Origin of the sequence: Candidatus Pelagibacter sp. Uisw_136 (genome assembly GCF_047720275.1) — a bacterium.
In the GTDB taxonomy this organism is placed as follows: Bacteria; Pseudomonadota; Alphaproteobacteria; order Pelagibacterales; family Pelagibacteraceae; genus Pelagibacter.
In genome coordinates, this window is record NZ_CP159812.1 from 1,344,492 (window position 1) to 1,367,608 (window position 23,117).

General features: G+C 29.3%; 23 protein-coding genes and 2 pseudogenes. 14 read left to right on the forward strand and 11 right to left on the reverse strand.

Annotation, left to right across the window (positions count from 1 at the left end; translation table 11 throughout):
- Window positions 1-68 precede the first annotated feature (68 nt).
- Window positions 69-1,067 carry a porin gene (locus ABXT53_RS07230; protein WP_415290565.1) on the forward strand — a complete coding sequence of 333 codons (999 nt, stop codon included), beginning with the start codon at window positions 69-71 and terminating at the stop codon, window positions 1,065-1,067.
- Window positions 1,068-1,117: 50 nt separating this feature from the next.
- On the opposite strand, the gene ABXT53_RS07235 is transcribed toward ABXT53_RS07230, so the two are convergent.
- Window positions 1,118-1,645 (reverse strand): thiamine phosphate synthase, encoded by a 528-nt coding sequence (locus tag ABXT53_RS07235; RefSeq protein WP_415290566.1) that lies wholly within the window; start codon window positions 1,643-1,645, stop codon window positions 1,118-1,120.
- Here ABXT53_RS07235 and ABXT53_RS07240 point away from each other — a divergent pair.
- Window positions 1,640-2,290 (forward strand): YggS family pyridoxal phosphate-dependent enzyme, encoded by a 651-nt coding sequence (locus tag ABXT53_RS07240; RefSeq protein WP_415290567.1) that lies wholly within the window; start codon window positions 1,640-1,642, stop codon window positions 2,288-2,290. The two genes, ABXT53_RS07235 and ABXT53_RS07240, sit on opposite strands and share 6 nt — an antisense overlap.
- On the opposite strand, the gene ABXT53_RS07245 is transcribed toward ABXT53_RS07240, so the two are convergent.
- Window positions 2,287-2,775, reverse strand: a complete 489-nt coding sequence (locus ABXT53_RS07245) for a L,D-transpeptidase family protein (protein WP_415290568.1) — start codon at window positions 2,773-2,775, stop codon at window positions 2,287-2,289. The two genes, ABXT53_RS07240 and ABXT53_RS07245, sit on opposite strands and share 4 nt — an antisense overlap.
- 14 nt (window positions 2,776-2,789) lie before the next feature.
- Between ABXT53_RS07245 and ABXT53_RS07250 the strand changes: the two genes are divergently transcribed.
- The gene (locus ABXT53_RS07250) at window positions 2,790-3,377 is read left to right on the forward strand and encodes a helix-turn-helix domain-containing protein (RefSeq protein WP_415290569.1); all 588 of its coding nucleotides are present in this window, start codon (window positions 2,790-2,792) and stop codon (window positions 3,375-3,377) included.
- 6 nt (window positions 3,378-3,383) lie between these two features.
- Here the strand turns inward: ABXT53_RS07250 and ABXT53_RS07255 are convergent, their stop codons facing one another.
- The 6 genes from ABXT53_RS07255 to ABXT53_RS07280 form a co-directional block, all read right to left on the reverse strand.
- Entirely contained in the window at window positions 3,384-4,313 is a 930-nt protein-coding gene (locus tag ABXT53_RS07255) for an adenosine kinase (protein WP_415290570.1), read from the reverse strand.
- A gap of 1 nt (window position 4,314) precedes the next feature.
- On the reverse strand, window positions 4,315-4,968 hold the full coding sequence (nth, locus tag ABXT53_RS07260; RefSeq protein ID WP_415290572.1) for an endonuclease III: 654 nt from the start codon (window positions 4,966-4,968) through the stop codon (window positions 4,315-4,317).
- Window positions 4,968-5,744: a 4-hydroxy-tetrahydrodipicolinate reductase gene (gene dapB, locus ABXT53_RS07265; RefSeq protein WP_415290574.1), complete on the reverse strand. Its 777-nt coding sequence runs from the start codon at window positions 5,742-5,744 to the stop codon at window positions 4,968-4,970. Before dapB ends, nth begins: the two co-directional genes overlap by 1 nt.
- Window positions 5,745-5,780: 36 nt before the next feature.
- Window positions 5,781-6,902, reverse strand: coding sequence for a molecular chaperone DnaJ (gene dnaJ, locus ABXT53_RS07270; RefSeq protein WP_415290576.1), 1,122 nt, complete (start codon window positions 6,900-6,902; stop codon window positions 5,781-5,783).
- Between the two features lie 32 nt (window positions 6,903-6,934).
- The gene (dnaK, locus tag ABXT53_RS07275) at window positions 6,935-8,878 is read right to left on the reverse strand and encodes a molecular chaperone DnaK (protein ID WP_415290577.1); all 1,944 of its coding nucleotides are present in this window, start codon (window positions 8,876-8,878) and stop codon (window positions 6,935-6,937) included.
- Window positions 8,879-8,940: 62 nt separating this feature from the next.
- Complete coding sequence (locus tag ABXT53_RS07280; RefSeq protein ID WP_415290578.1) at window positions 8,941-9,576, reverse strand: nucleotide exchange factor GrpE; 636 nt, start codon at window positions 9,574-9,576, stop codon at window positions 8,941-8,943.
- 36 nt (window positions 9,577-9,612) lie between these two features.
- On the opposite strand from ABXT53_RS07280, the gene rdgB reads away from it, so the two are divergent.
- Window positions 9,613-10,215 carry an RdgB/HAM1 family non-canonical purine NTP pyrophosphatase gene (gene rdgB / locus ABXT53_RS07285; RefSeq protein WP_415290579.1) on the forward strand — a complete coding sequence of 201 codons (603 nt, stop codon included), beginning with the start codon at window positions 9,613-9,615 and terminating at the stop codon, window positions 10,213-10,215.
- Here rdgB and ABXT53_RS07290 read toward each other — a convergent pair.
- Window positions 10,199-11,350, reverse strand: a complete 1,152-nt coding sequence (locus tag ABXT53_RS07290) for an ABC transporter substrate-binding protein (RefSeq protein ID WP_415290580.1) — start codon at window positions 11,348-11,350, stop codon at window positions 10,199-10,201. The genes rdgB and ABXT53_RS07290 overlap by 17 nt on opposite strands.
- Before the next feature lie 32 nt (window positions 11,351-11,382).
- On the opposite strand from ABXT53_RS07290, the gene rsmI reads away from it, so the two are divergent.
- Together rsmI and ABXT53_RS07300 are read left to right on the forward strand one after the other, a co-directional pair.
- Window positions 11,383-12,246 (forward strand): 16S rRNA (cytidine(1402)-2'-O)-methyltransferase, encoded by an 864-nt coding sequence (rsmI, locus tag ABXT53_RS07295; protein WP_415290581.1) that lies wholly within the window; start codon window positions 11,383-11,385, stop codon window positions 12,244-12,246.
- Window positions 12,236-12,829 (forward strand): BON domain-containing protein, encoded by a 594-nt coding sequence (locus ABXT53_RS07300; protein ID WP_415290583.1) that lies wholly within the window; start codon window positions 12,236-12,238, stop codon window positions 12,827-12,829. The genes rsmI and ABXT53_RS07300 overlap by 11 nt, the downstream gene beginning before the upstream one ends.
- Here ABXT53_RS07300 and ABXT53_RS07305 read toward each other — a convergent pair.
- Complete coding sequence (locus ABXT53_RS07305) at window positions 12,826-15,114, reverse strand: NADP-dependent malic enzyme (RefSeq protein WP_415290584.1); 2,289 nt, start codon at window positions 15,112-15,114, stop codon at window positions 12,826-12,828. The genes ABXT53_RS07300 and ABXT53_RS07305 overlap by 4 nt on opposite strands.
- Before the next feature lie 50 nt (window positions 15,115-15,164).
- Here ABXT53_RS07305 and murJ point away from each other — a divergent pair.
- The 4 genes and pseudogenes from murJ (at window position 15,165) to ABXT53_RS07325 (ending at window position 19,344) form a co-directional block, all read left to right on the forward strand.
- Window positions 15,165-16,690: pseudogene (gene murJ / locus ABXT53_RS07310) on the forward strand (murein biosynthesis integral membrane protein MurJ).
- Between the two features lie 2 nt (window positions 16,691-16,692).
- Window positions 16,693-17,694 (forward strand): tryptophan--tRNA ligase, encoded by a 1,002-nt coding sequence (trpS, locus tag ABXT53_RS07315; protein ID WP_415290586.1) that lies wholly within the window; start codon window positions 16,693-16,695, stop codon window positions 17,692-17,694.
- A 55-nt stretch (window positions 17,695-17,749) separates the two neighbouring features.
- The gene (locus ABXT53_RS07320; RefSeq protein WP_415290587.1) at window positions 17,750-18,292 is read left to right on the forward strand and encodes a NifU family protein; all 543 of its coding nucleotides are present in this window, start codon (window positions 17,750-17,752) and stop codon (window positions 18,290-18,292) included.
- A gap of 2 nt (window positions 18,293-18,294) precedes the next feature.
- On the forward strand, window positions 18,295-19,344 hold the full coding sequence (locus tag ABXT53_RS07325; RefSeq protein WP_415290588.1) for a glucosaminidase domain-containing protein: 1,050 nt from the start codon (window positions 18,295-18,297) through the stop codon (window positions 19,342-19,344).
- Here the strand turns inward: ABXT53_RS07325 and ABXT53_RS07330 are convergent.
- Entirely contained in the window at window positions 19,341-20,339 is a 999-nt protein-coding gene (locus tag ABXT53_RS07330; RefSeq protein WP_415290589.1) for a polysaccharide deacetylase family protein, read from the reverse strand. The genes ABXT53_RS07325 and ABXT53_RS07330 overlap by 4 nt on opposite strands.
- A gap of 7 nt (window positions 20,340-20,346) precedes the next feature.
- On the opposite strand from ABXT53_RS07330, the gene ABXT53_RS07335 reads away from it, so the two are divergent.
- The 4 genes and pseudogenes from ABXT53_RS07335 (at window position 20,347) to miaB (ending at window position 23,117) form a co-directional block, all read left to right on the forward strand.
- The gene (locus ABXT53_RS07335) at window positions 20,347-20,733 is read left to right on the forward strand and encodes a peptidase M22 (RefSeq protein ID WP_415290591.1); all 387 of its coding nucleotides are present in this window, start codon (window positions 20,347-20,349) and stop codon (window positions 20,731-20,733) included.
- 8 nt (window positions 20,734-20,741) lie between these two features.
- Entirely contained in the window at window positions 20,742-21,149 is a 408-nt protein-coding gene (locus ABXT53_RS07340) for a Fur family transcriptional regulator (RefSeq protein WP_415290592.1), read from the forward strand.
- 1 nt (window position 21,150) lies between these two features.
- Window positions 21,151-21,771 carry a putative 2OG-Fe(II) oxygenase gene (locus ABXT53_RS07345; RefSeq protein WP_415290593.1) on the forward strand — a complete coding sequence of 207 codons (621 nt, stop codon included), beginning with the start codon at window positions 21,151-21,153 and terminating at the stop codon, window positions 21,769-21,771.
- Window positions 21,772-23,117 (forward strand): annotated as a pseudogene (miaB, locus tag ABXT53_RS07350) (tRNA (N6-isopentenyl adenosine(37)-C2)-methylthiotransferase MiaB). It abuts the gene before it with no gap.

The following is a 23,117-nucleotide window of genomic DNA, read 5'->3' on the forward strand; positions in this document are numbered from 1 at the left end:
GCTAAGCAGATATATATGCTGTGTTTATTATTAATAATAAAAACAATAACAACAAACAAAGGAAAAATATGAATAACTTTAAAAAAATAGGTATGACTGCTTTAGCAGCTTCACTTGTTGCAACATCAGCATTTGCTGGTGAGCTAGCAGTGTCTGGTTCAGCTTCAATTAAGTCAGCCCACACTTCTACTGCATTAGGTGCAAATGCTGGTAAAGCATTTTCAATGGGTAACAGTGTTACTTTCACAGGTGGTGGAGAATTAGACAACGGATTAAACGTATCTGTTAGTTTTGAACTTGACCAAGGTGCTGCGAACAATGCTGCAGTAACTGCTTCAGGTGTTGTAGCTGTTAATACAGGTGCTGTATTTGACAGTCACTCTGTAACAGTTAGCTCTGATATGATGGGATCTTTAACTTTTGCTGGTCACGGCGGAGACAGTGCTCAATCAGCTGTTAAAGATATGACTGGTAAAATTTGGGATTACCAAGGTACTTCTCAAGGTTCAGTAGCTTCATCTGCTTCAAACAATATGTTTCTTTATACACTTCCAGAAGTTCTTGATGGTGTTAAATTAACAGCTTCATACGTTCCAAAAGGTGCAGCAGCAACACAATGGGCGAGCGCGACTGACGTTGCAATAGCTTACACTGGTGTTGAAGGCTTAACTGTTGGATATGCATTAGGTGAAAAAAATGCAACAGAAGCAACAGTTGGTGATGTTGACACTTGGTATGCTAAGTATGCATATGGTCCAGTTACAGTAGCTTACACTGAAACTGAATTTGCTTCAAAAGCAGATGCTTCTGACAGAGAGTTTGAAGCAATGTCAGTAGCTTACGCAGTTAGCGAAAATATATCTGTGAGTTATGGAACATCTGAAAACACACAAAACACGACAGCTGCTTCAGCAACTAATACACCCGAAGAAGTTACAGGAATTACTGCTTCATACACTATGGGCGGAATGACTCTTTCTGGTGCTATGATTGACATTAAAAACCAAGGCTTTGTTTCAGGTACTAAAGAAGAAGCTTGGGAATTAGCTCTTGCATTTGCATTCTAATTTAATTTAGAACACAAATTAATAAAAGGCCCCTTTTTGGGGCCTTTTTTTTACTCAAAAAAAGAAATACCAGCAAACCCCAAGCAATTGGTAAGATTTAATTTTTTTAAATTATTTAATGATACTCCACCCAATGCTATAATTTTTTTATTACTTAATAGTGAAAAAACTTTAAATTTATAAATACCTAAATAGTTTTTATTTTTTTTAAATATTGAAGATAAAAAAATTGCCTCAACATTCTGTGTTTCTTTAACTCTCATTTCGTAAACATTATGTGCAGAACCCAAAATGATAAAATTTTTTTTAAAGGAATAAGAAAGGTGTTTTTTATCTTTATTAAATGATGGAATATAAACACCATCCAAATTTAAATTAACTGCTAATTTTATATTATTTGAAAGTAAAAACTTGTTACCTTTTATTTTACAATAATTTTTTAACCTTAGTATTAAGCTTTTATCCACCTCTTGATTATAATTTCTAAATATTATAACCGTTTCTTTGTCTTGTTTATCTATGTGACTTTGGTCAAATTTATTTATAAAGTAAAATTTATTTAAAAATTTATTATGCATAATACAGTTAAAAATCTAATTTATATAGAAGACCTCATTAAATCTAGAGTAAATGATGACAAACTACCTAAAATTATTGCTGTATCAAAGACTTTTCCCATTAAAAATATTTTACCATTAATAGAACATGGTCATCTCCATTATGGTGAAAACAAGGTTCAGGAAGCGCTAGATAAGTGGACTGATGTAAAAAAGCAAAATAATAATATTAAACTTCACTTAATTGGAAGTCTTCAAACTAATAAAGTAAAATTTGCACTAAGAGTGTTTGAATATATTCATTCTTTGGACAGTGAGAGGTTGGCAAAAAAAATTGCAGATGAACAAATAAAACAAGATAAAAAACCAAAAATATTTATTCAAGTTAATATAGGTAATGAAGAGCAAAAATCAGGATTAAAGAAGGATAAACTAATTAGTTTTTATAAATTTTGTAAAAGCTTAAACTTAGATATTATAGGTACAATGTGCATCCCCCCAAATAATGAAAATACAGAAAAGTATTTCACTGAAATGAATAAAATTAATCAAGAATTAAAACTTAAAGATTTGAGTATGGGTATGTCTGGAGACTACCTGGATGCTGTTGAAAAAAATGCAACATATGTAAGAATAGGTTCAAAAATATTTGGTATTAGAGACTAGCCTATTTTAATTTTAGTTTTTTTATCTATTAATCTTAATAAAATTTCAAAATCTTTCTTCTTTAGTGCGACACATCCTGCTGTAGGTTTATAGTTATCTGTTAAATGAATAAATATAGCACTCCCTTTATTTGGGATCTTTAGTTCATTGTGACTAGTTAAAATTATATAGTCATAATTATGATCGTCTCTATATAAATTTTCTTTATGATTTTTATTATATACTTTTATTTCTTCGTTGTATTTTTTATGGCTTGATTCATCACACCAAGCCATATTTTTTTTAATAATTCTCTTTCCAATTTTACATTTTGGTGTTCCAACTCTATCCTTCCTAAAGTATAATTTTTTTATATTGAATACCCCTTTAGGAGTGGAAAAATCACCTTCTTTTTTATTAGAATTTATACCATTTTTTCCAATACAGCATTTCAACTTAAAATCATCAATTATTAGGGTGTCTTTATTTTTTACATGAATTATCATAGGCAATATCAAATATGATTAAACAAAATGTTTTTATTATAAGCTTTAATTCACTATATGAAATCCTGGATGAGATAAAAGAAAATTTATCTTTTAAAATCATAAAATTTGAAAATGAAGATGATTTTATTGATAGATCAGATTTAGATAAAATAAAATCTTTAATAATTTCAAAATCTAATCAAAAATTATTAGTAAATAAAAATATAACAGTTAAAAATTTATTAATTGTTAATGATTTTCCTCTGTCCTTAAATAAACTCATAGTATTAATTAACACTCAATTAATTAAATTAAAATTTAACCATCAATCTAAAATGAATATTAAAGGTTATGAGTTAAATTTAAATTCTAAATTTTTTTCTAAAAACGACTCGAGTTTAAAATTGACTGAAAAAGAAATTGAAATTATTTTATATTTAAATGAATCAAAAATAAAACATGATGTGATAGATTTGCAAAAAAATATTTGGGGCTATTCAGCTGAGATGGAAACCCACACCGTTGAAACACACATTTATAGATTGCGTAAAAAAATAAGTAATAGTTTTAATGATGAGAATTTTATATTAAGTCATCAAAAAGGTTATTTTATTGAGTAAAATAGACTAATTTAGCCTAGCGCCAACTTTTTGAATTATTTTTGAAGACATTTCAGTGCCTTTCTCGAGACTTTTTTTTATTGAAAAATTATTAATTAATCCATGAAGAAATCCTGATGCAAATAAATCACCTGCACCAGTCAAGTCTACAATCTTTAAATTTGAATTACTGTCACACTCTGTAACTTCATTATTTTTTATAGCAACACTTCCCTTTTCACCACGTGTAATAATTAAAAGTTTTCCTAATTGTCTCCCAAATGTAACTACTTCTTCAAAGTTCTTTGCATCAGTTAATGATTTAATTTCTTGTTCATTAGCAAAAATAATATCAAGTTTATTTTGAACCAAATCTAAAAAATTATCTTTATGTCTTTCTACACAAAACTGATCTGATAAAGACATTGCTTTTTTATTAGAGAGTAACATTGCCTTATCGAAAGCTGATTTTGGCTCACCTTTATCCCATAAATAACCCTCTAGAAATATGATTTCACTTTCTTTTACAGCTTTTTCATCAATATCTTTTTCGCTAATTTTTCCTGCTATACCTAAAAAAACTACCATTGTTCTTTCTGCATCTGGGGTAATTAGCACTAAACAAGTTCCAGTTGATGAAACTTCTTTTTTTTTATTATAAAAATATTGAACTTTTTCTTTGGTTAAACCCTCTTCATATTTTTGCCCCAAATTATCAGCATTAACTTTACCTATAAAGCCAACTTCATTTCCTAATTGAGATAATCCAACAATAGAATTTGCAACTGATCCACCAGATACTGTTTCTTCAATCTCTAGAGTAGATAAAAGCTTTTTAAACTCATGTTCATCAACTAATTTCATTGTACTTTTTGTTAACTGATTATCCATCAAGTATTGATCGTTTACCTTGCATATAACATCAACTATAGCATTGCCAATTCCCAGTATTTTCATATTAAGCTTTTTTTATTTTAACAGGATTTTTTCTATTAGGATAACAAGTCGTACAAATTTTACAAGTCAAACCATAACACATTCTAGCTTTACAAAACTCTCTTCCGTAATAAATTATTTGCAAATGTAATTTGCTCCAATTTTTTTCTGGGAACATTCTTTTTAAATCCTTTTCAGTTTGAATAACATTTTTACCATTTGTTAAGCCCCATCTTTGAGCCAATCGATGTATATGAGTATCGACTGCAAATGCTGGAACTCCAAAAGCCTGAGACATGACCACACTTGCTGTTTTATGGCCTACACCAGGCAGTTTTTCAAGCTCTTCAAAGCTTTTAGGCACTTTGCCTCCATGCTTTTCTAGAAGCTGCTTAGACATTAAATAAACGTTTTTTGCTTTAACCCTAAAGAGACCAATACTTTTAATTAATTTTTCAATTTTTTTTCTGCCTAATTTTACAAAATGTTCAGGTCTATTATATTTTGGATATATATTTTTTGTTACATTGTTAACATTTAGATCAGTACACTGTGCTGATAAAAGAACTGACATTAAGAGAGTAAAATTATTAGTATGATCTAGTGGGATAGGGGTTGTTGGATAAATTTTATTTAAAATTTTTAGTATCTTTTCAGCTTTTTCTTTTTCAACCATTATTTAAAATTCAATAAATCTCTCATTGAATAAAGTCCTGGTTTTTTATTAATAAGCCATTTCGCTGCAGTTAAAGCACCATCAGAGTAAAGAGCCCTGTCGAAAGCTTCGTGATTTAATTTTATTATTTCTTTACCACTAGAAAATGTAACCTCATGTTCTCCAATAATTTCACCTTTTCTAATTGAATTAAAATTAATTTTTTTTCCATATGGAAAGTTTTTTTTATTCAAAAATTTTTTTCCAATTAAATTATAAAGATTTTTATTTTTTCCATCTGCAATACCCTTTCCAAGCATTAAAGCAGTTCCTGATGGATAATCTTTTTTATACTTATGATGCACTTCAAATACTTTACTTAAGTATTCATCATTTAAGGACTTTGAAGCAACCTCTGTTAAATACATTAATAAGTTAACTCCAAGGCTCATATTTCCAGCTTTTAGTATGGGGATTTTTTTTGAAAAATTTTTAATTAAAACTTCCTCTTTTTGGCTAAAGCCAGTTGTTCCAATTACTACTCTTTTTTTTTGTTTAGAGGCAATTTTAAGGATATCTAGAGTACAATTAGGTACTGTAAAATCTATTATAACATCAGTATCCTTAAAAGCTTCGTCCGTGTTCAGATTAAGTTTTATTCCTGCTATTTTTTTATTAAAAATTTTGTTTTCAGTAAGTGTTACTAATTTAAAATTTTTATTTGACCTTAAAGATTTAATTAACTGTTGGCCCATTCTACCGAGGCAACCAGAAATTGCTATATTAATTTTTTTCATCTAGGAAAATATTAACCTTTTTTAACTAATTAGTCTTTATTTTTTCCAAAAACTTTTAGCTTTTTGAAAGAATTGTTTAATACTTGGATTAGACTTTTCGTTTTCAATTTCTCTAAATTTTTCAAGTAATTCTTTTTGTTCTTTATTTAAAGAAATAGGAACTTCAGTATTTACCTGGACATAAAGATCTCCATTTCCACTTCCTCTCATATAAGGCATACCTTTACCTTTTAGTCTAAATTGTTTTCCATTTTGAGTTCCATCTGGTATTTTAATTTTTGCTTTTCCACCATCAATTGTTGGAATTTCTATTGTGGTTCCTAACGCAGCATCAGCAATGGATATAGGAAACTCAAAGAATAGGTTTTCATCAGATCTTTTAAATAAATCATGTGAATGAACATTTATAAAAAGATAAAGATCACCACTTGCTCCACCTTTAGATCCTGCTTCACCTTTTCCAGCTAACCTAATTCTAGTGCCATCATCAACACCTTTAGGTATTGTGACTGATATTTTTTTTGAAGCTTGTTTGTTACCTTGACCATTACAGTCTGTGCATGGATTTGTTATTTCTTCACCAGAGCCAGCGCATTGAGGACAAGTTTGTTGAACTGTAAAAAAGCCTTGGTTAGATCTTACTTTACCATTGCCACCACAAACTGTACATCTGTCTGGAGAATGACCTGGTTTAGAGCCATTACCTTTGCAAATATTACACTTTTCAGTAGTTGAAAATTTTATATCTTGTTTTTTGCCCTCATAGGCCTCTTTGAGAGTAATAGATAAATCATAACGTAAATCAGAGCCTCTATTGTTGGTTTTTCTGCTTCCCCTTGATTGTCCACCACCAAAGTCCCCAAAAAAATCTTCAAAAATATCTGAGAAATCGGCTCCACCAAAACCTCCTCCTTGTCTTCCACCACCTCCACCTTCAAAAGCAGCATGGCCAAAGTTATCATAGTTTTGTTTTTTTTCTTTATCTGAAAGGATACCGTAAGCTTCACCAGCTTCTTTAAATTTATCTTCAGAAGCTTTATCGTCTGGGTTTTTATCTGGGTGATATTTTACAGCTAATTTACGATAAGCAGATTTTAGTTCTTCAGGGCTTGCATTTTTGCTAACACCCAAGACATCATAAAAATCTCTTTTAGCCATAAGTTACTTTAAGATTATAGTTGCTGTAAGTCTTAGGCGCTTTTTTCTTTATCTTCTTCTGTGCCTTCTTTGCTTTCTTCTTTAACTTCCTCAAAGTCAGCATCAACTACATTATCGTCTTTTTTCCCTTCACCATTATCATCACCTTCTTTTGGCGAACCTTCTTTTTTCTCTTGAGATTTATAGATTGCCTCACCTAATTTCATAGATGCCTGAACTAAAGTTTCAGTTTTCTTTTTAATCTCTTCAGTATCAGTTCCTTTAATAGATTCTTTTAAGTCAGAAGAAGCATCTTCTATTGCTTTTTTATCAGCATCAGAAACTTTTGCACCATGTTCCTTTAGATTTTTTTCAGTAGAGTGTAAAAGAGTATCTGCTTGATTTCTAACATCAACAGACTCTCTTTTCTTTTTGTCCTCTTCTTTATTTGCTTCAGCATCTTTTACCATTTTCTCTATTTCATCATCACTTAAGCCACCTGAAGCCTGGATTTGAATTTTTTGTTCTTTTCCAGTTCCTTTATCTTTAGCAGAAACACTTACAATTCCATTTGCATCAATATCAAAAGTTACCTCTATTTGAGGCACTCCTCTTGCAGCAGGTGCAATTCCAACTAGTTCAAAATTTCCTAACATTTTATTGTCAGACGCCATCTCTCTTTCACCTTGAAGTACTCTTATTGATACAGCAGGCTGATTGTCATCAGCTGTAGAAAATACTTGGCTTTTTTTCGTTGGTATTGTTGTATTTTTTTCAATTAATTTAGTTGATACTCCACCCAATGTTTCAATTCCTAGTGATAGAGGTGTTACATCTAAAAGAAGCACATCTTTAACATCTCCTTGAAGAACTCCAGCTTGGATTGCAGCACCCATTGCAACAACTTCATCAGGGTTTACACTTTTATTTGGTTCTTTACCAAAAAAGTTTTTAACTTCAGCAAGAACCTTGGGCATTCTTGTCATCCCACCAACCATTACAATTTCATCAATTTCATTTGCAGTAAGGCCTGCATCCTTAAGAGCAGTTTTACATGGTGGTAATGTTCTAGAGATTAAATCTTCAACCAAAGCTTCTAATTTAGCTCTAGTCATTTTTAGGTTGATATGTTTTGGGCCAGTTTTATCAGCTGTTATAAAGGGTAAATTAACATCTGTTTGTTCAGCAGAAGATAATTCAATTTTTGCTTTTTCAGCAGCTTCTTTTAGTCTTTGAAGGGCTAATTTATCTGATCTTAAATCAATTCCAGAATCTTTTTTAAACTCACCAATTAAATAATCAACGATTGTATTATCAAAGTCTTCACCACCTAAAAATGTATCACCATTTGTAGATTTAACTTCAAATACACCATCACCTAATTCAAGAATAGAAACATCAAAAGTTCCACCACCCAAGTCATAAACAGCTATTTTTTTATTTTGCTTTTTATCTAAACCGTAGGCAAGAGAGGCAGCTGTTGGTTCATTAATAATTCTTAAAACTTCAAGACCAGCAATTTTACCAGCATCTTTTGTTGCTTGTCTTTGAGCATCATTAAAATATGCGGGAACTGTAATTACAGCTTTCGTTACTTCTTGACCTAAATATTTTTCAGCAGTTTCCTTCATTTTTTGAAGAATAAAAGCAGAAATTTGAGAGGGTGAATATTTTTCTCCTCTAGCTTCAATCCAAGCATCTCCTTTTTCTGAATTTACAATTTTAAAAGGAGCAGCTGCAATATCTTTTTTTACAGTAGGGTCTTCAAAATTTCTTCCAATTAATCTCTTTACAGCAAAAATAGTATTTTCAGGATTGGTAACAGCCTGTCTTTTTGCGGGCTGTCCTACAAGTTTTTCTCCATCTTCAGTAAAAGCCACAACCGAAGGAGTTGTTCTTGCACCCTCAGCATTTTCTAAAACTTTTGGCTGACTACCTTCCATGATAGACACACATGAGTTTGTTGTTCCTAAATCTATTCCTATAATTTTGCTCATAATTTATTTCCTATTCTTCATATAAGTGTTAATTTTTAATCTACAAGTTCTGGTAAATATTATTAAATATCAGAATTTTCCTCATTTTCTTCACTTTTTTGATCATTTTGAGCTTTAGTTTTTTTTGACACTCCAACTAATGCTGGCCTCAAAAGCCTATCTTTCATCATGAAACCTTTTTGAATTTCTTGCACTATTGTTCCAGGTTCCTTTTGGTCATCATCAATTTCCATCATAGCTTGGTGTTGATTAGGATCCAATTTCTTACCAATAGAAATTACAGGAGTAATGCCATTTTTTGAGAAAATTGAAACCATATCTTTACTTATAATTTCAAAATGTTCTAAAGTTTTTTTTAAAGCTTCAGTGTTTTTTAACATATCATCACTTTCTAAAATCTGTTTTGATCTCTCAAGATTATCAATTAGATTTAAAGCTTCCTTAGCAAAAGAAAATCCACCATAATCAAAAGCATCCTCTTTTTCTTTTTCAAATCTTCTTCTTTGATTTTCCATTTCAGCGAAAGCTCTAGCAACCTTATCTTCTAACTCTTTAACCTTATCTTCAAGTGTAACCTCTTTTACTTCTTGATTTTTTTCTACCAAATCCTCTTGTACTTCTTGAATTCTCTCTTTCGATTCAGTCTCTTTAATCTCTTCGTTTTGATCTTCAGAAGTAATGTTTTCATCTTTTTCCATGACAATTTATATGGTATGAAATTTAATAATTGCTAGATGTTAAAAAATAAAATTATAAAATTATTAGTAGGCACCAATAATAAAGGAAAATTGAAAGAAATTATCGATTTATTGCCAAAAAAGCTTGAAATATATTCTCCTAAAGACTTTAAAATGAAAAGCCCCCCAGAAAATGGGAAAACATTTGAAGAAAACTCATTAATTAAGGCTAAATTTTTTTCCAAAAAATCAAAAATGATATGTCTGTCTGATGATTCAGGACTAGAAATAGATGCTCTAAATGGAAATCCTGGAATTTATTCAGCCAGATGGGGAGGCAAAAAAGGTGATTTTAAAAAGGCAATGAATAGAGTTTTTAAAGAACTAGATAAAAAAGACAAAGATTGGAGACAAAAAAAAATTAAAGCTAGATTTATTTGTGCTTTAACTATTTATAATATGAATAAAGAAATAATAAGTTCTGTTGGCAAAGTTGAGGGTTTTGTTTCACCAATTATAAAGGGTAAAAATGGATTTGGTTATGATCCAATTTTCATACCACTTGGAAAAAAAATTACATTTGGTCAAATGAGGGCATCACAAAAATATAAAATAGATCATAGATTCAAAGCTTTTAAAAAAATCAAAAAACTTTTTTAAATTCTGCATCCTCAACTTTATAAAAATTTAAAATATGATTAATTTTATTATTTTTAATTTCAAAAATTCCAACTTTCCCTTTAAACAAAGTTTTTTTTGTAAACATTTTTTTATCAACAATAGAGTTGTTTTGAAGAATTAAATAATAAACAAGCCCCACTAAGTCATAACTTAAAAATGATAATTGATTTGGGTATTGATTATATTTTTTAAAATATTTATCTGAAAACTCATCATAATTAGCTTTACTTGCTGAAGGAAAATACAAGGGTTGTGAGCTAGTCTCTTTTAAAAGTGATTCATCAAACCATTGGTTGAGAGTAATAAAATATTTTTCTTTAGGAGATATATCCGTATATAGGAGTGAGGTTGTTACACTCTTTAAGCTTTCATCAAAGTCTGAAATTATCACTGAGTCAAATTTTACACTACCAAGTGTATCTCTCTTTTTTAATCTTTCGATTAACTGCTCTTTATTTTTTTGTTCTGATTTCTCAAGTCTATTTATTTCATCTTCAAGGTTTTGTTTTCTAACTTTATAACGTGTAATTTTTTCAATTTGCTTGGTAAGTTTAGTGGGGTCGGTGTTATAAATATAATTTTTTAATATTTTTATTTTAGAATTAGAAATAGCTTTTTTAATTTCATTTTTAAAACTTACATCTGGAGTAAGAAAGATAGTTTTTTTTATTCCATTTAATTCTATAAACTTTTTAATTGCATTTAATTGTGAAGTTGCATTAATTCCAGCGTTAATAATATTCTTAGAAAAATTATCATTTTTATTCGTTAGAGATAAGAATGTTATTTTACTTAACTCATCTAGGTAAATTAGGCTTTCATTAAAAACGGGACCAATTACAATTTCTACTCCTGAATTAGCCAGCTCTCTAGCTGCCTCCAAAGTTACCTCAGGGCTTGACTGTGTATCTTTTGGTATTATCTCAATTGATGCATTGTTTATCTTGTTAATTGCAAGACGTGCAGATTTAATTATAGATTGACCTATTTCAGAATTTTTTCCAGTTAAAGGGACAAGAAGACCAATCTTAATTTCATCATTTGCCAAAAGTGTTACTGGAGCTATTGAGAAAGTAAAAGCTAAAAAAAGTATAATTTTAATAATTTTGTTCATTTTAATGTTATTATTATAACTATTATAATTTGATGATTCTACATACTGATAATATAAATAATAAAGTTAAAAGTGGTCTTTATATTGTATCTACTCCTATTGGGAATTTAAGTGACATCACTTTAAGAGCATTAGAAGTATTAGAAAAATCTGATTATGTACTGTGCGAGGACACACGTATTTCAAAAAATTTGCTAGAACGCTATCAAATTAAATCTAAACTTATTGCAAACCATAAATTTAATGAAAAAAAAAATTTATCAAAAGTCATTGATATCTTAAAATCAGGGTCGATTGTTTCTTTAATTTCTGACGCTGGAACTCCATCAATCTCAGATCCAGGAGCTATATTGATTAATGAATGTGCTAGTAATGGTATAGATATCTTTCCAATCCCAGGTGTATCAGCAGTTTCTTCTGCAGTCTCTATAAGTGGATTTAGTGATAAATATTTTTTTTATGGGTTTTTTCCTGAAAAAGATAAACAATTAAAGGAAGATTTTGAAAAGTTTGCAAATTTAGAGGGCTGTATTGTTTTTTTTATTTCTCCAAGAAAATTTAACAGATCAATAAAAGATTTAAAGCGTTACTTCTCAAATAGAAAAATTTTGGTTTGCAGAGAAATGACTAAATTTTATGAGGAATATATAAGAACAGATATAGAAACACTTGAACCATTTAAATCTGATCCTAAAGGAGAGTTAACGATTGTTATTTCTGAAAAAGTAAAAGAAAAAAATTCATCGATAATATTAAAAGAATCTGATAAAATAAGTATTCAAAAATTAATTAAAAAACTAAGTATAAAGGATATTACAGATTTAATTAGTCAAAACACGAATGTATCAAAAAAAGAGATTTATAATTATTGTCTAAAAATAAAAAATGAAAAATAAAATATTTTTAATAAGTTTGATTTTTTTAATCTTATCAGGATGTGTTGGAATTAGTTCTAGAGGAGTTTTTGGAACAGGAGTTAGTGTTGCGTTTGATCCAAGGTCTCTAGGAACTCAAATAGATGATTCTGTAATGCAAAAAAATTTAGCCGCAAGATTAGCCTTAAGAAACAAGAGTTATATATTAACTGTAAGCACAAAAGTTTTAGATGGAAAAATATTTGTAACAGGAAAAGTAGACGATCCTGAAGAAAAACTTCAAATTACTAAACTTGCATGGGAGACAAAAGGTGCTAGGTCAGTTAAAAATGATATCACAATAAAAGAAGATTTTAATTTTCAGCAATCAGCTAAAGATTTATTGATTACATCTCAACTTCGTACAGCCTTAATATTTAACAAAAAAATTAAAGCAACCAATTATCAAATTGATACTTATAAGAAAAAAATATTCATTTATGGGATTTCTTTAACTACAGAAGAAAGAAAAGAAGTAATAAATGAAGCAAAAGAAATACTTGATGTGGAAGATGTTATCGCAAGTATTGTGTTAGTTGAAGATTTAAGAATTCAAAAAAATTAATTTTTTTTATAATCAATTACATCAGCAGAGTAGGCAGCAACTGATGCTAAATTTATGATTTCTGAAGTAGATGATCTTAAAGGGGCTATTTCAATGGGTTGACCCAATCCAATCAAAAGGGGACCAATAACCCTGGTATCACCTAAGCTTTTCATCATTTTATAAGAAATAGCAGCACTGTGTTGGCCTGGCATTATTAATATATTTGCATTTCCTACAATACTTGAGAAAGGATATAATTCTTTGTATTCTTCATTTAAGGCAACATCTGGCTGCATGTCTCCATCAAAATCAAAATCTACATTCTTATCATTTAAAATTTCAACAGCTTTCTTTATGTGTTTAGTTCTACTTGTTAGAGGTTGGCCAAAAGTAGAATGAGAAACAAAAGCAACTCTTGGAACAAAACCAAACATCTTAACTACCCTTGCAGATGAGATTGCAATTTCAGCAAGCTCTTCTGAACTTGGATATTCATTTACACTTGTGTCTCCAACAAAAATAGTTTTTCCTTTTGCAACAACCATGTTTAACCCAAACATGATTTCACCTGGTCTAGCGTCTATAACTTGTGTAACTTTATCAAAAGATGCTCCAAATCTTCTAGTATTTCCAGTCACAGCACCATCTGCGTCACCACATGCAACCATACAAGATGCCCATATAACCCTATCATTTCTAACTAATCTATCACAATCTCTTTCCAAAAGACCCTTCTCTCTTTGCATTTTTTCAAATAAAAAGTTTACGTACCTCTCTCTTTTTTTCGTATCCTCAGAATTAACTATTTCGATATCAAAGTTTTCATTGTAGCCAATTTCTTTTATTCTTTCTTTAATCTTAGTTTTTTTGCCAATTAAAATTGGTGTACCTAATTTAGAATTTTTAAATGCAATTGCCGCTTTAAGAGTGTTTTCATCTTCTCCATCTGCAAAAACAATTCTTTTTTGATTTTTTTTGATATGAGAGTTAATACCCTGCATAATAGTTACTGAGGGATCAAGTCTTTGTTTAAGTTGGTCTTTATAAGTTTCAAAATCTTTTATAGGTTTTTTTGCAACACCACTATCCATGGCAGCCTTTGCAACAGCTACAGGAATTACACTAATTAGTCTTGGATCAAACGTAGATGGGATTATATAATCTTTTCCATATTTAGGACGATCTCCTCCCATTGCAGCAACAACTTCGTCTGGAACATCCTCTCTTGCTAATTTTGCAATTGCGTTGGCAGCAGCAACTTTCATTTCTTCATTAATAGTTGTAGCTCTTACGTCTAATGCTCCTCTAAAAATATAAGGAAAGCCAATTAAATTATTTACTTGATTAGGATAATCAGATCTTCCAGTTGCAATAATGGCATCAACTCTAACTTCCATTATTTCTTCAGGTGTTATTTCAGGATCAGGATTTGCGCAGGCAAAAATTATTGGGTTCTTAGCCATAGTTTTTACTAACTCTTTTTTCAAAGCTCCTTTTGCAGATAATCCTAAAAATACATCAGCTCCATTTATAGCCTCCTCTAAAGTTCTTTTTTTGGTTTCTACTGCATGAGCAGATTTCCACTGGTCCATTCCTTCAGTTCTACCCCTATAGACCACTCCTTTACGATCGAGCATGATTACATTTTCACTAGGTACACCACTATTTTTAAATAAATTTGTACAAGCAATTGCAGATGCACCAGCTCCATTTACAACAACTTTAATGTCTTTTATTGATTTGCCACTAATATCTAAGGCATTAATTAATGCTGCTGTAGTTATTATTGCTGTTCCATGTTGATCGTCATGAAAAACTGGAATATCTAAAATTTCTTTTAATTTTTCTTCAATTATAAAACAATCAGGAGCTGCGATATCTTCTAAATTAATACCACCAAAACTGCATGCAAAGTTTTTAATACTATTAATAATTTCATCAGAATCTTGTGAATCAATTTCTAAATCAATAGAATCTATGTCGGCAAATCTTTTAAATAAAACTGCTTTTCCCTCCATAACAGGTTTAGATGCTAGTGCACCTAAATTACCCATTCCTAAAATAGCTGAGCCATTACTTATGACTGCAACTAAATTTCCTTTAGATGTATAATCATAGGCAGTTTCTGGGTTATCAGCAATTGCTTGCACCGGCACAGCAACACCTGGAGAATAGGCTAGTGCCAAATCTCTTTTTGTTGTCATTGGTTTAGAAGAATTGATCTCAATTTTTCCAGGTTTATTCTTGCTGTGGAAATCTAAAGCTTCCTTGTCAGTGTAATGGTCTATTTTAGTTTTTTTCATTTATGTTAATTAGATATACAAATGGAGCAAATTTAAGACTAATATGATTTATGAACTTAATTAAGTCAACAGGCACATTTAGTTTTTTTACTATAATAAGCAGACTATTGGGCTATGTAAGAGACATATTGATAGCTGTGTTTCTTGGCGCAGGCCCATTAGCAGACGCCTTTTTTGTAGCATTCAGGATACCAAATACATTTAGACGATTATTTTCAGAAGGAACATTTAATGCAGCTTTTGTTCCAAGCTACTCATCATTATTAAATAAAAAAAAAAAGCACAAAATTTTGCTAACAATATTTTTAACCTACTTATCCTAGGCTTACTGGTTTTAGTTTTGATTGTAGAGATGTTGATGCCTTTATTTGTATATCTAATTGCCCCAGGTTTTGAAGGTGATTATGATAAAATGGAATTAGCTATAACTTTGACAAGAATTACTTTCCCTTTTTTAATGTTCATTAGTTTAGCATCTTTTTTTTCTGCCATTTTAAATTCACATAATAAATTTGCTGTAGCTTCGGCTACACCTATAATTTTGAATATTCTTTTAATTGGAGTATTGATCTTTGGAAAAATTTTAAATGATCAATTGGTATATTATTTGTCTTATGCTGTAACCATCTCAGGTATCTTGCAGCTTATTTTTTTATATTTTTTTGTAAAAAAATACTTTTCTCCTAAAATTAATTTTTCATTTAAAATTGATAATAAAGTTAAACTTTTTTTCAAAAAATTACTTCCTAGTATTTTTTCTTCTGGTGTTACACAGATAAATATTTTAGTAGGGACAATCATCGCCTCCTTCCAAGCCAGCGCAGTATCTTATCTTTATTATGCAGATAGAATTTATCAAATAAATCTTGCTATTGCAGGAATTGCAATAGGAACAGTAATACTCCCTCAACTTTCCAAGCATGTTCAGAGTAATAAAAAGGATAAAATAAACTTGATTCAAAATAAAGCTATAGAGTTAAGTTTATTTTTAAGTATTCCAGCAGCACTAGCGCTACTTATTGCTTCTGAAGAAATAATATCTTCTTTATTTGGATACGGTTCTTTCAATGAATTAAGTGTTATAAACTCAGCAAAAACTTTGTTCTATTTTGCGATTGGATTACCAGCATTTTCTCTTATTAAAGTTTTTTCAGCCTTTTTTTTTGCACGACATAATACAAAGGTCCCTTTTTATATTTCTTTAATCTCTGTTTTGTTAAACGTCTTTATTAGTGTGGTTTTTTTCAAGGAAGTTGGGTTCTTAATTATACCAATAGCAACCACTATATCATCCTGGTTTAATGCTATTTTATTATTCATTTTTCTAAAAATAAAAGATTTATTTAGTTTTAATTTAATATTTATAAATAGGTTTATTAAAATTTTATTAGCCTCAACATTAATGGGAATATTTTTTAAATATGTAATTTATTTTTTTAATGACAAGCTGTTTTACGAGGCAAATTTTAAAGCTATTTATCTAATTGGTGCAGTTGTATCAGGGCTATTATTTTACCTTTTAATTGCAATTTTAATCAAGGCTTTTAAAAGAAGTGATATTAATTTAAACTATTAGCCATGAGTAAAAAAATTTTTTCAGGAGTTCAACCAACCGGAAATCTTCATTTAGGAAACTATCTTGGTGCAATTAAGAACTTTGTAGAACTCCAAAATGAAGAAGAAAATGAATGCATTTTTTGTGTTGTAGATCTTCATGCAATAACAGTTAAGCAAGACCCAAAAGAATTAAAAAAAAATATAAGAGAAACTGTAGCTACATTTATTGCGTGTGGAATTGATCCAGCACAAAGTATAATCTTTAACCAATCAATGGTTTCAGCACATTCAGAAGCTGCGTGGATTTTAAGTTGTGTTTCAAGAATAGGTTGGCTTAATAGGATGACACAATTTAAAGAAAAAGCTGGAAAAGATAAAGAAAAAGCTAGCATTGGTCTTTATTCATACCCAGTCTTGATGGCGGCAGACATTTTGCTTTATGATGCAACTCATGTTCCGGTTGGAAATGATCAAAAGCAACACCTAGAGCTTTGTAGAGATATTGCACAAAAGTTTAATAATGATTTTGATGCAACAGATTTTTTGAAACCACCAGAGCCATTAATTCAAAAACAATTTTCTAGAATAATGAGCCTTAAAGATGGAATAAAAAAAATGAGCAAGTCAGATCCATCAGATTTAAGTAGGATTAACCTTACTGACGATAAAGATCAAATAATAAATAAAATAAAAAAAGCTAAAACAGATCCATTACCTTTGCCAGAAACAATTAATAATCTAGCAGAAAGGCCAGAAGCAGAAAATTTATTGGGAATTTATTCAAGTTTAAAAGATCAAAATTTAGAAAAATCTGTAATTGAATTTAATGGAAAAAATTTTTCTGAATTTAAAGAAAAATTATCAGAAGTTCTAATTGAAAGAATTGAGCCAATTTCAAAAGAAATTAAAAAGTTATTAAAGGATCAAAAATTCTTAGATTCAGTTTTATTAGAAGGATCTGATAAAGCGGACAAAATTGCCTCACAAAAGATGAAAGAAATGAAAGAATTAGTAGGTTTTTAATAAATATATTTATTAATTGGTTTAAATTTAGATATTTACCTTTATATATAAACACATGTTTGTTCAAATCGAAGTAACACCAAACCCTAATTCACTTAAGTTTTTACCTGGAAAGACGGTTTCTAGCAATGGCTCATTTGAAGTAACCAAAAAAGAGGAAACCGATAATGAATTAGTAAGAAGTATTTTATCAATTAATGGAGTAGTAGGTATATTTTTAGGGGAAGATTTTATATCAATAAACAAAAACGAAGAAGTAAATTGGGAAGATATTAAACATATAGCTATTTCACTGATTAATGATTTTTATTCAACAGGAAAAGAGTCTGTAATTGCCAATGAATTGCTTGAAAAAAAAGAAGAAGAACACACTGAGATTGAAAAAAAAATTATAAGTATTTTAGAATCAAAGATTAGGCCAGCTGTTGCAAAAGATGGAGGTGACATTAAATTTAAAGAATTTAAAGATGGAATTGTTAAGGTAGAACTACAAGGAAGCTGCTCTGGTTGTCCTAGTTCGACCATGACCTTAAAGCAGGGTGTTCAGAATCTTTTGTGTCATTACTTACCTGAGGTGAAAGAAGTAGTTGCAATATAAGTATGAAAAAAAAATTCAAAATGCAAGAAAGTGGACTAGATAATATTTCAAGAACTTTTTTATCAAGCTTAATCATTATATCAATTTTTTTTATAGCTCCACTAGCTATTAATCTTTCAAAAGAAAAAATGATATTTTCTAAAGATTATGAAAATAATTCAAAAAGTAATTTAAAAAGATTATTAGAAAATGTGACACCAAAACTAGATGATGAGTTAAATAAAATGTTTTTATATGAAGATATTTTAACGTTTGATGAACAACCATCAGACGCTATACTATTAAGTGCGGCAACGATTGAAGAACTTTTCAAATCAACAAATTATAATTTACAAGACGTTAGAAAAAATAAATTAGTAAAACCTATAAGCTTAGATCTGTTACCAAAAGAGATTGTAAAAATAGAAAATGCTAAAAAAAGAAAAGACCTTTTTATACAGATAATTTTGCCTTTAGTTATTGATGAAAATAATAGTATTAAACTAGATAGAATTAACCTTTTTAGGATTTTAAATAAAAGCAAAAATACAAAGGTGGAACAAGAGTGGTTGAATGTTAAATTCAAACAATATGGGGTGGTAAATAAAGATTTATCTTCATTAAAAATTAGAATGGATGAGGTCCCTGTTTCAATGGCTATTGCACAGGCAGCAAAAGAAACTGGCTGGGGTACATCGAGATTTGCCCAAGAAGGAAACGCATTATTTGGTCAATGGACGTGGAGTGGAGAAGGAATAAAACCAGCCGATGCAGAAGATGACAGCACACATAAAGTTATGAGATTTAAGGTATTACAAGCATCTGTAAAAGCTTATCAAAGAAATTTGAATACACATTCTTCCTATAAAGGTTTTAGAAGTGCAAGAGCTGAATTGAGAGACGAAGGAAAAAAATTAGACAGCATGATTCTTTCTGAATATTTAGATAAATATGCAGAGACAGGAAAAGAGTATGTTAAAATCTTACAACAAATTATAAGACAAAATAATTTAACAGATTTTGATGATGCGAAGTTATTGCCATCAAGCAAAGATTTAGAAAGTTTAATTTAATTTTGGTTCACCGAGAATTGAACACCAAACCATCTCCATATTCCATCATCGTTAAGTGAGCAATTAACCCTACCTCTTCTGAATGTAAATTTTTCTCTAAAGTTTAACTTTAGTATATTTTTAATAAAACTAATATCTGACTGTTCCCATCCATTACCTTCGTCGGAAAAACAATTTATATTTTTTATATTATTTTGATTTTCAAAAAATTCGATAGATAGTTCTGGTGGATTATTATCAGTGACATACTTATCTTCAGGGGTTAAAATTTTATATTGCAGTGGACCAAGATTGATTAAAAATTTAAATCTTTCTAGGTCACCATATTTCTCATTAATTGGAAACCTAGGCAATTCATGAGGATCTTTATTAATATCAATAACACCAGAATGTTGACCAAAAGCAAAATCAAAATTTTTGGAAATAAAATCTTTAATAGTTTTGCTATATTCACCAAATGGGTATGAAAAAAAAATTGGGTTATAACCTAAGTGCTGATTAAAAATTTTAATTGAAGTATTGATATCAGATAAAAAATTTTCTGTTTCTAGATCAATCAAGTAATCATGAGAATGTGAATGATTACCAATGTAAGCATATGGCTCTTTCTCTACTTCTTGTATTTGCTTCCAATTCATATAGCCAGCTTTACCTACAGCTTCAGTTGAAACAAATAAAATAAAAGGTATTTTCTTTTTCTTTAAATACGGCCATGCAATTTTATAAAAAGACAAGAATGCATCGTCTATAGTAATAAGTATTTCTTTTTTATTTTTTGCAATATTAAAATTTTTTTGTAAATATTTTGGATCGTAAAATTTATAATTTAAGTAATCTATTATGGACATTTGTTCTTTGAAAATATCCATTCGTATATTTGTTGAAGGATACTTATTTTCATCAAATCGGTGGTACATTAAAGAAAGAATGCCGCTATCTTCAGAATAATATTTGATATTATTTTCTTCTGCTTTAGAGTTGAGAGCAAATAACATTATTATAATGAAAAATTTAATAGTAGATGCCACAAGAGATAAAATTTTTTTAACACTCATAGTTAATAAAAATATTTATACTTGTAGTCATGAAAATAGTAAAATTAATTTTGAAAAATTAATGATCTTAATTAATGATTTTTTGAAGGTAAATTCTTCTTCATTAGACCAAATTGATGTTATTTATGTTAACAGAGGACCAGGTAGTTTTGCGGGAATTAGAAATTCGTTAGCGACGATTAAAGCTTTATTTCTAACTAAAAAAATCAATTATTATTGCTTTAGTTTTGAGGATTTTAAGGGATTTGTAGAAGTTAAGTATGAAGCTGTTCCTAGTTTATGTAAAAAATTTAAAATTAAAAAGAATTTGATTAATCCTATTTATTTAAGTTAAAATTAAAAATGTCAAAAAATATTGAACAAAAATGTTTATCTAAAGGAGTTAAACTAACGGAGCAAAGAAAAATTATTGCAAAAGTAATGTCAGAATCAAATGATCATCCAGATGTAGATGAGCTTTATAACAGAGTTTCAAAGATTGACCCAAAAATAAGTATTGCCACAGTATATAGAACGGTAAAGCTTTTTGAGGAATCTGGAATTTTAGCTAAGCATGAATTTAAAGGGAGCAAGGCAAGATACGAAGAATTAAACGAAGGGCATCATGATCATTTAATTGATGTTAAATCTGGTGAGATTATCGAATTTATTGATGAAGAAATTGAAAAACTCCAAGAAAAAATTGCAGAAAAATATGGTTATCGTTTAGTGGATCATAAATTAGAATTATATGGAGTGAAAAAAAAATAAAATGGAACTAGAAATTTTGAAACCTTTTGGTCCATCTATAATTAAAATTAAAATTCCTCAAGAAACTATTGATCAAATGAATGTGTATGTTGATGAAATGATTAATAACAAAAATAAACTAGAAAAATTTAATGAGGGCCCACAACTTGCAGGAAATGTTTATCAAGAATTTTTAATGAATACAGATTTTATGAAAAAAATAAAATGGGGTGAACTTATTGGGTCGGCATGCAATCAATGGGTTTGGAAAGAAAAAACCTTACAGTTAAAAAGTTTTCAAATCATTAAATCTTGGATTGTTAGACAATTTAAGAATGAATATAATCCAGTACATATTCATAGTGGAGATGTTTCAGGAGTAGGTTACTTAAAAGTACCAAAAACAATGGGTGAAACTTTCCAAAAAGACAAAAAAGTAAATAATAATGGTAAACTAGTGTTGATTGATGGATCAAAAAGATTGTTCAGTCCCGCAACATATACCATTACACCAAAAATAGGTGACTTCTACCTATTTCCTAGTTATTTAATGCATACCGTTTATCCATTTTTAGGTACAAATGAAGAGCGAAGATCTGTATCTTTTAATGCAAAAATTGATGACCAATCATCTTCTATTTAAATGGAAAATAAAAAAATTTTTATAAAAACATTTGGTTGTCAAATGAATGAATATGATTCTAATCGTATATGTGAAACTGTTAAAAAAATTGGTTTTGAAAAAACAGATAAGTATGAAGAAGCAAATTGTTATCTTTTAAACACATGTCATATTAGAGATAAAGCAAAAGAAAAGGTTTATCACGAAATAGGAAGAGTTAAAAAAATTTTTAAAGAAAAAAAAAAACCAATTGTAATTGTGGCTGGTTGTGTTGCTCAAGCTGAAAATCAAGAAATGTTAAAAAGAGAACCTTATATTGACATCGTGATTGGCCCACAGTCTTATCATAAAATAAATGATGCAATATTAAATTATTCAAAAAATAGAAGAAAAGAAGAAGAAACAGAATTTGATACAATTTCTAAATTCAATTATTTAAGTAAAATTAAAAATAAAGACAGTAAAGTTTCTTCATTTTTAACAATCCAAGAGGGTTGTGATAAATTCTGTCATTTTTGTGTAGTGCCTTATACTCGTGGGCCGAATATTCGAGACCCTTTGATCAAATTATAAATGAAGCAAAAGAATTAATCCAAAGTGGTGCAAAAGAAATTATTTTATTAGGGCAGAATGTAAATGCATATTGCTATAAGGAGGAGGAAGATAAAGAATACAGGCTATCAGATTTACTAATTAAGCTTGATAGCTTTGATAAACTTGAAAGAATCCGATACACAACATCTCACCCAAAGGATATGACAGATGACTTGATTAATGTTTACAAGTTATCGTCTAAACTGATGCCTCTGGTGCATTTACCCGTACAAAGTGGATCAAATAAAATTTTAAATCTAATGAATAGAAAGCATACTATTGAAGAGTATCTAATAATTTATGAAAAACTTAAGAAAATTAACCCAAACATAGAATTTTCAAGTGATTTTATTATTGGATATCCAGAGGAAGATGAGCAAGATTTTAAAATGACAATGAATTTGATTACAAAAATAAAATTTACTAACTCATATTCCTTTATTTTTAGCCCAAGACCTGGAACTGTTGCAGCAGATTTAAAACTAGTTGATCATAAAAAATCTAAAAAAAGACTAGAAGCAATTCAAGAGAAATTGGTTAATAACCAAATACAAAAAAATAAATCTCTTGAAAATAAAGTTTTAAATGTTCTGGTAGAAAATAAAATGAAAGATGGGATTAAGTTATTTGGTAGAACAGAATATATGACATCAGTAATTTTTGATGGCAATACAGAGAATATTGGAAAAATTGTACAAGTTGAAATAACAAATAGTAATCAGAATAGTCTTTTTGGAAAATTAACCGAAAGCTCTAAAAAAAAGGTAGCTTAA

Coding starts and splice junctions, on each gene's coding strand:
- ABXT53_RS07230 (WP_415290565.1), top strand. CDS start 69: ATGAATAACTTTAAAAAAATAGGTATGACTGCTTTAGCAGCTTCACTT.
- ABXT53_RS07240 (WP_415290567.1), top strand. CDS start 1,640: ATGCATAATACAGTTAAAAATCTAATTTATATAGAAGACCTCATTAAA.
- ABXT53_RS07235 (WP_415290566.1), bottom strand. CDS start 1,645: ATGCATAATAAATTTTTAAATAAATTTTACTTTATAAATAAATTTGAC.
- ABXT53_RS07245 (WP_415290568.1), bottom strand. CDS start 2,775: ATGATAATTCATGTAAAAAATAAAGACACCCTAATAATTGATGATTTT.
- ABXT53_RS07250 (WP_415290569.1), top strand. CDS start 2,790: ATGATTAAACAAAATGTTTTTATTATAAGCTTTAATTCACTATATGAA.
- ABXT53_RS07255 (WP_415290570.1), bottom strand. CDS start 4,313: ATGAAAATACTGGGAATTGGCAATGCTATAGTTGATGTTATATGCAAG.
- nth (WP_415290572.1), bottom strand. CDS start 4,968: ATGGTTGAAAAAGAAAAAGCTGAAAAGATACTAAAAATTTTAAATAAA.
- dapB (WP_415290574.1), bottom strand. CDS start 5,744: ATGAAAAAAATTAATATAGCAATTTCTGGTTGCCTCGGTAGAATGGGC.
- dnaJ (WP_415290576.1), bottom strand. CDS start 6,902: ATGGCTAAAAGAGATTTTTATGATGTCTTGGGTGTTAGCAAAAATGCA.
- dnaK (WP_415290577.1), bottom strand. CDS start 8,878: ATGAGCAAAATTATAGGAATAGATTTAGGAACAACAAACTCATGTGTG.
- ABXT53_RS07280 (WP_415290578.1), bottom strand. CDS start 9,576: ATGGAAAAAGATGAAAACATTACTTCTGAAGATCAAAACGAAGAGATT.
- rdgB (WP_415290579.1), top strand. CDS start 9,613: ATGTTAAAAAATAAAATTATAAAATTATTAGTAGGCACCAATAATAAA.
- ABXT53_RS07290 (WP_415290580.1), bottom strand. CDS start 11,350: ATGAACAAAATTATTAAAATTATACTTTTTTTAGCTTTTACTTTCTCA.
- rsmI (WP_415290581.1), top strand. CDS start 11,383: ATGATTCTACATACTGATAATATAAATAATAAAGTTAAAAGTGGTCTT.
- ABXT53_RS07300 (WP_415290583.1), top strand. CDS start 12,236: ATGAAAAATAAAATATTTTTAATAAGTTTGATTTTTTTAATCTTATCA.
- ABXT53_RS07305 (WP_415290584.1), bottom strand. CDS start 15,114: ATGAAAAAAACTAAAATAGACCATTACACTGACAAGGAAGCTTTAGAT.
- trpS (WP_415290586.1), top strand. CDS start 16,693: ATGAGTAAAAAAATTTTTTCAGGAGTTCAACCAACCGGAAATCTTCAT.
- ABXT53_RS07320 (WP_415290587.1), top strand. CDS start 17,750: ATGTTTGTTCAAATCGAAGTAACACCAAACCCTAATTCACTTAAGTTT.
- ABXT53_RS07325 (WP_415290588.1), top strand. CDS start 18,295: ATGAAAAAAAAATTCAAAATGCAAGAAAGTGGACTAGATAATATTTCA.
- ABXT53_RS07330 (WP_415290589.1), bottom strand. CDS start 20,339: ATGTTATTTGCTCTCAACTCTAAAGCAGAAGAAAATAATATCAAATAT.
- ABXT53_RS07335 (WP_415290591.1), top strand. CDS start 20,347: ATGAAAAATTTAATAGTAGATGCCACAAGAGATAAAATTTTTTTAACA.
- ABXT53_RS07340 (WP_415290592.1), top strand. CDS start 20,742: ATGTCAAAAAATATTGAACAAAAATGTTTATCTAAAGGAGTTAAACTA.
- ABXT53_RS07345 (WP_415290593.1), top strand. CDS start 21,151: ATGGAACTAGAAATTTTGAAACCTTTTGGTCCATCTATAATTAAAATT.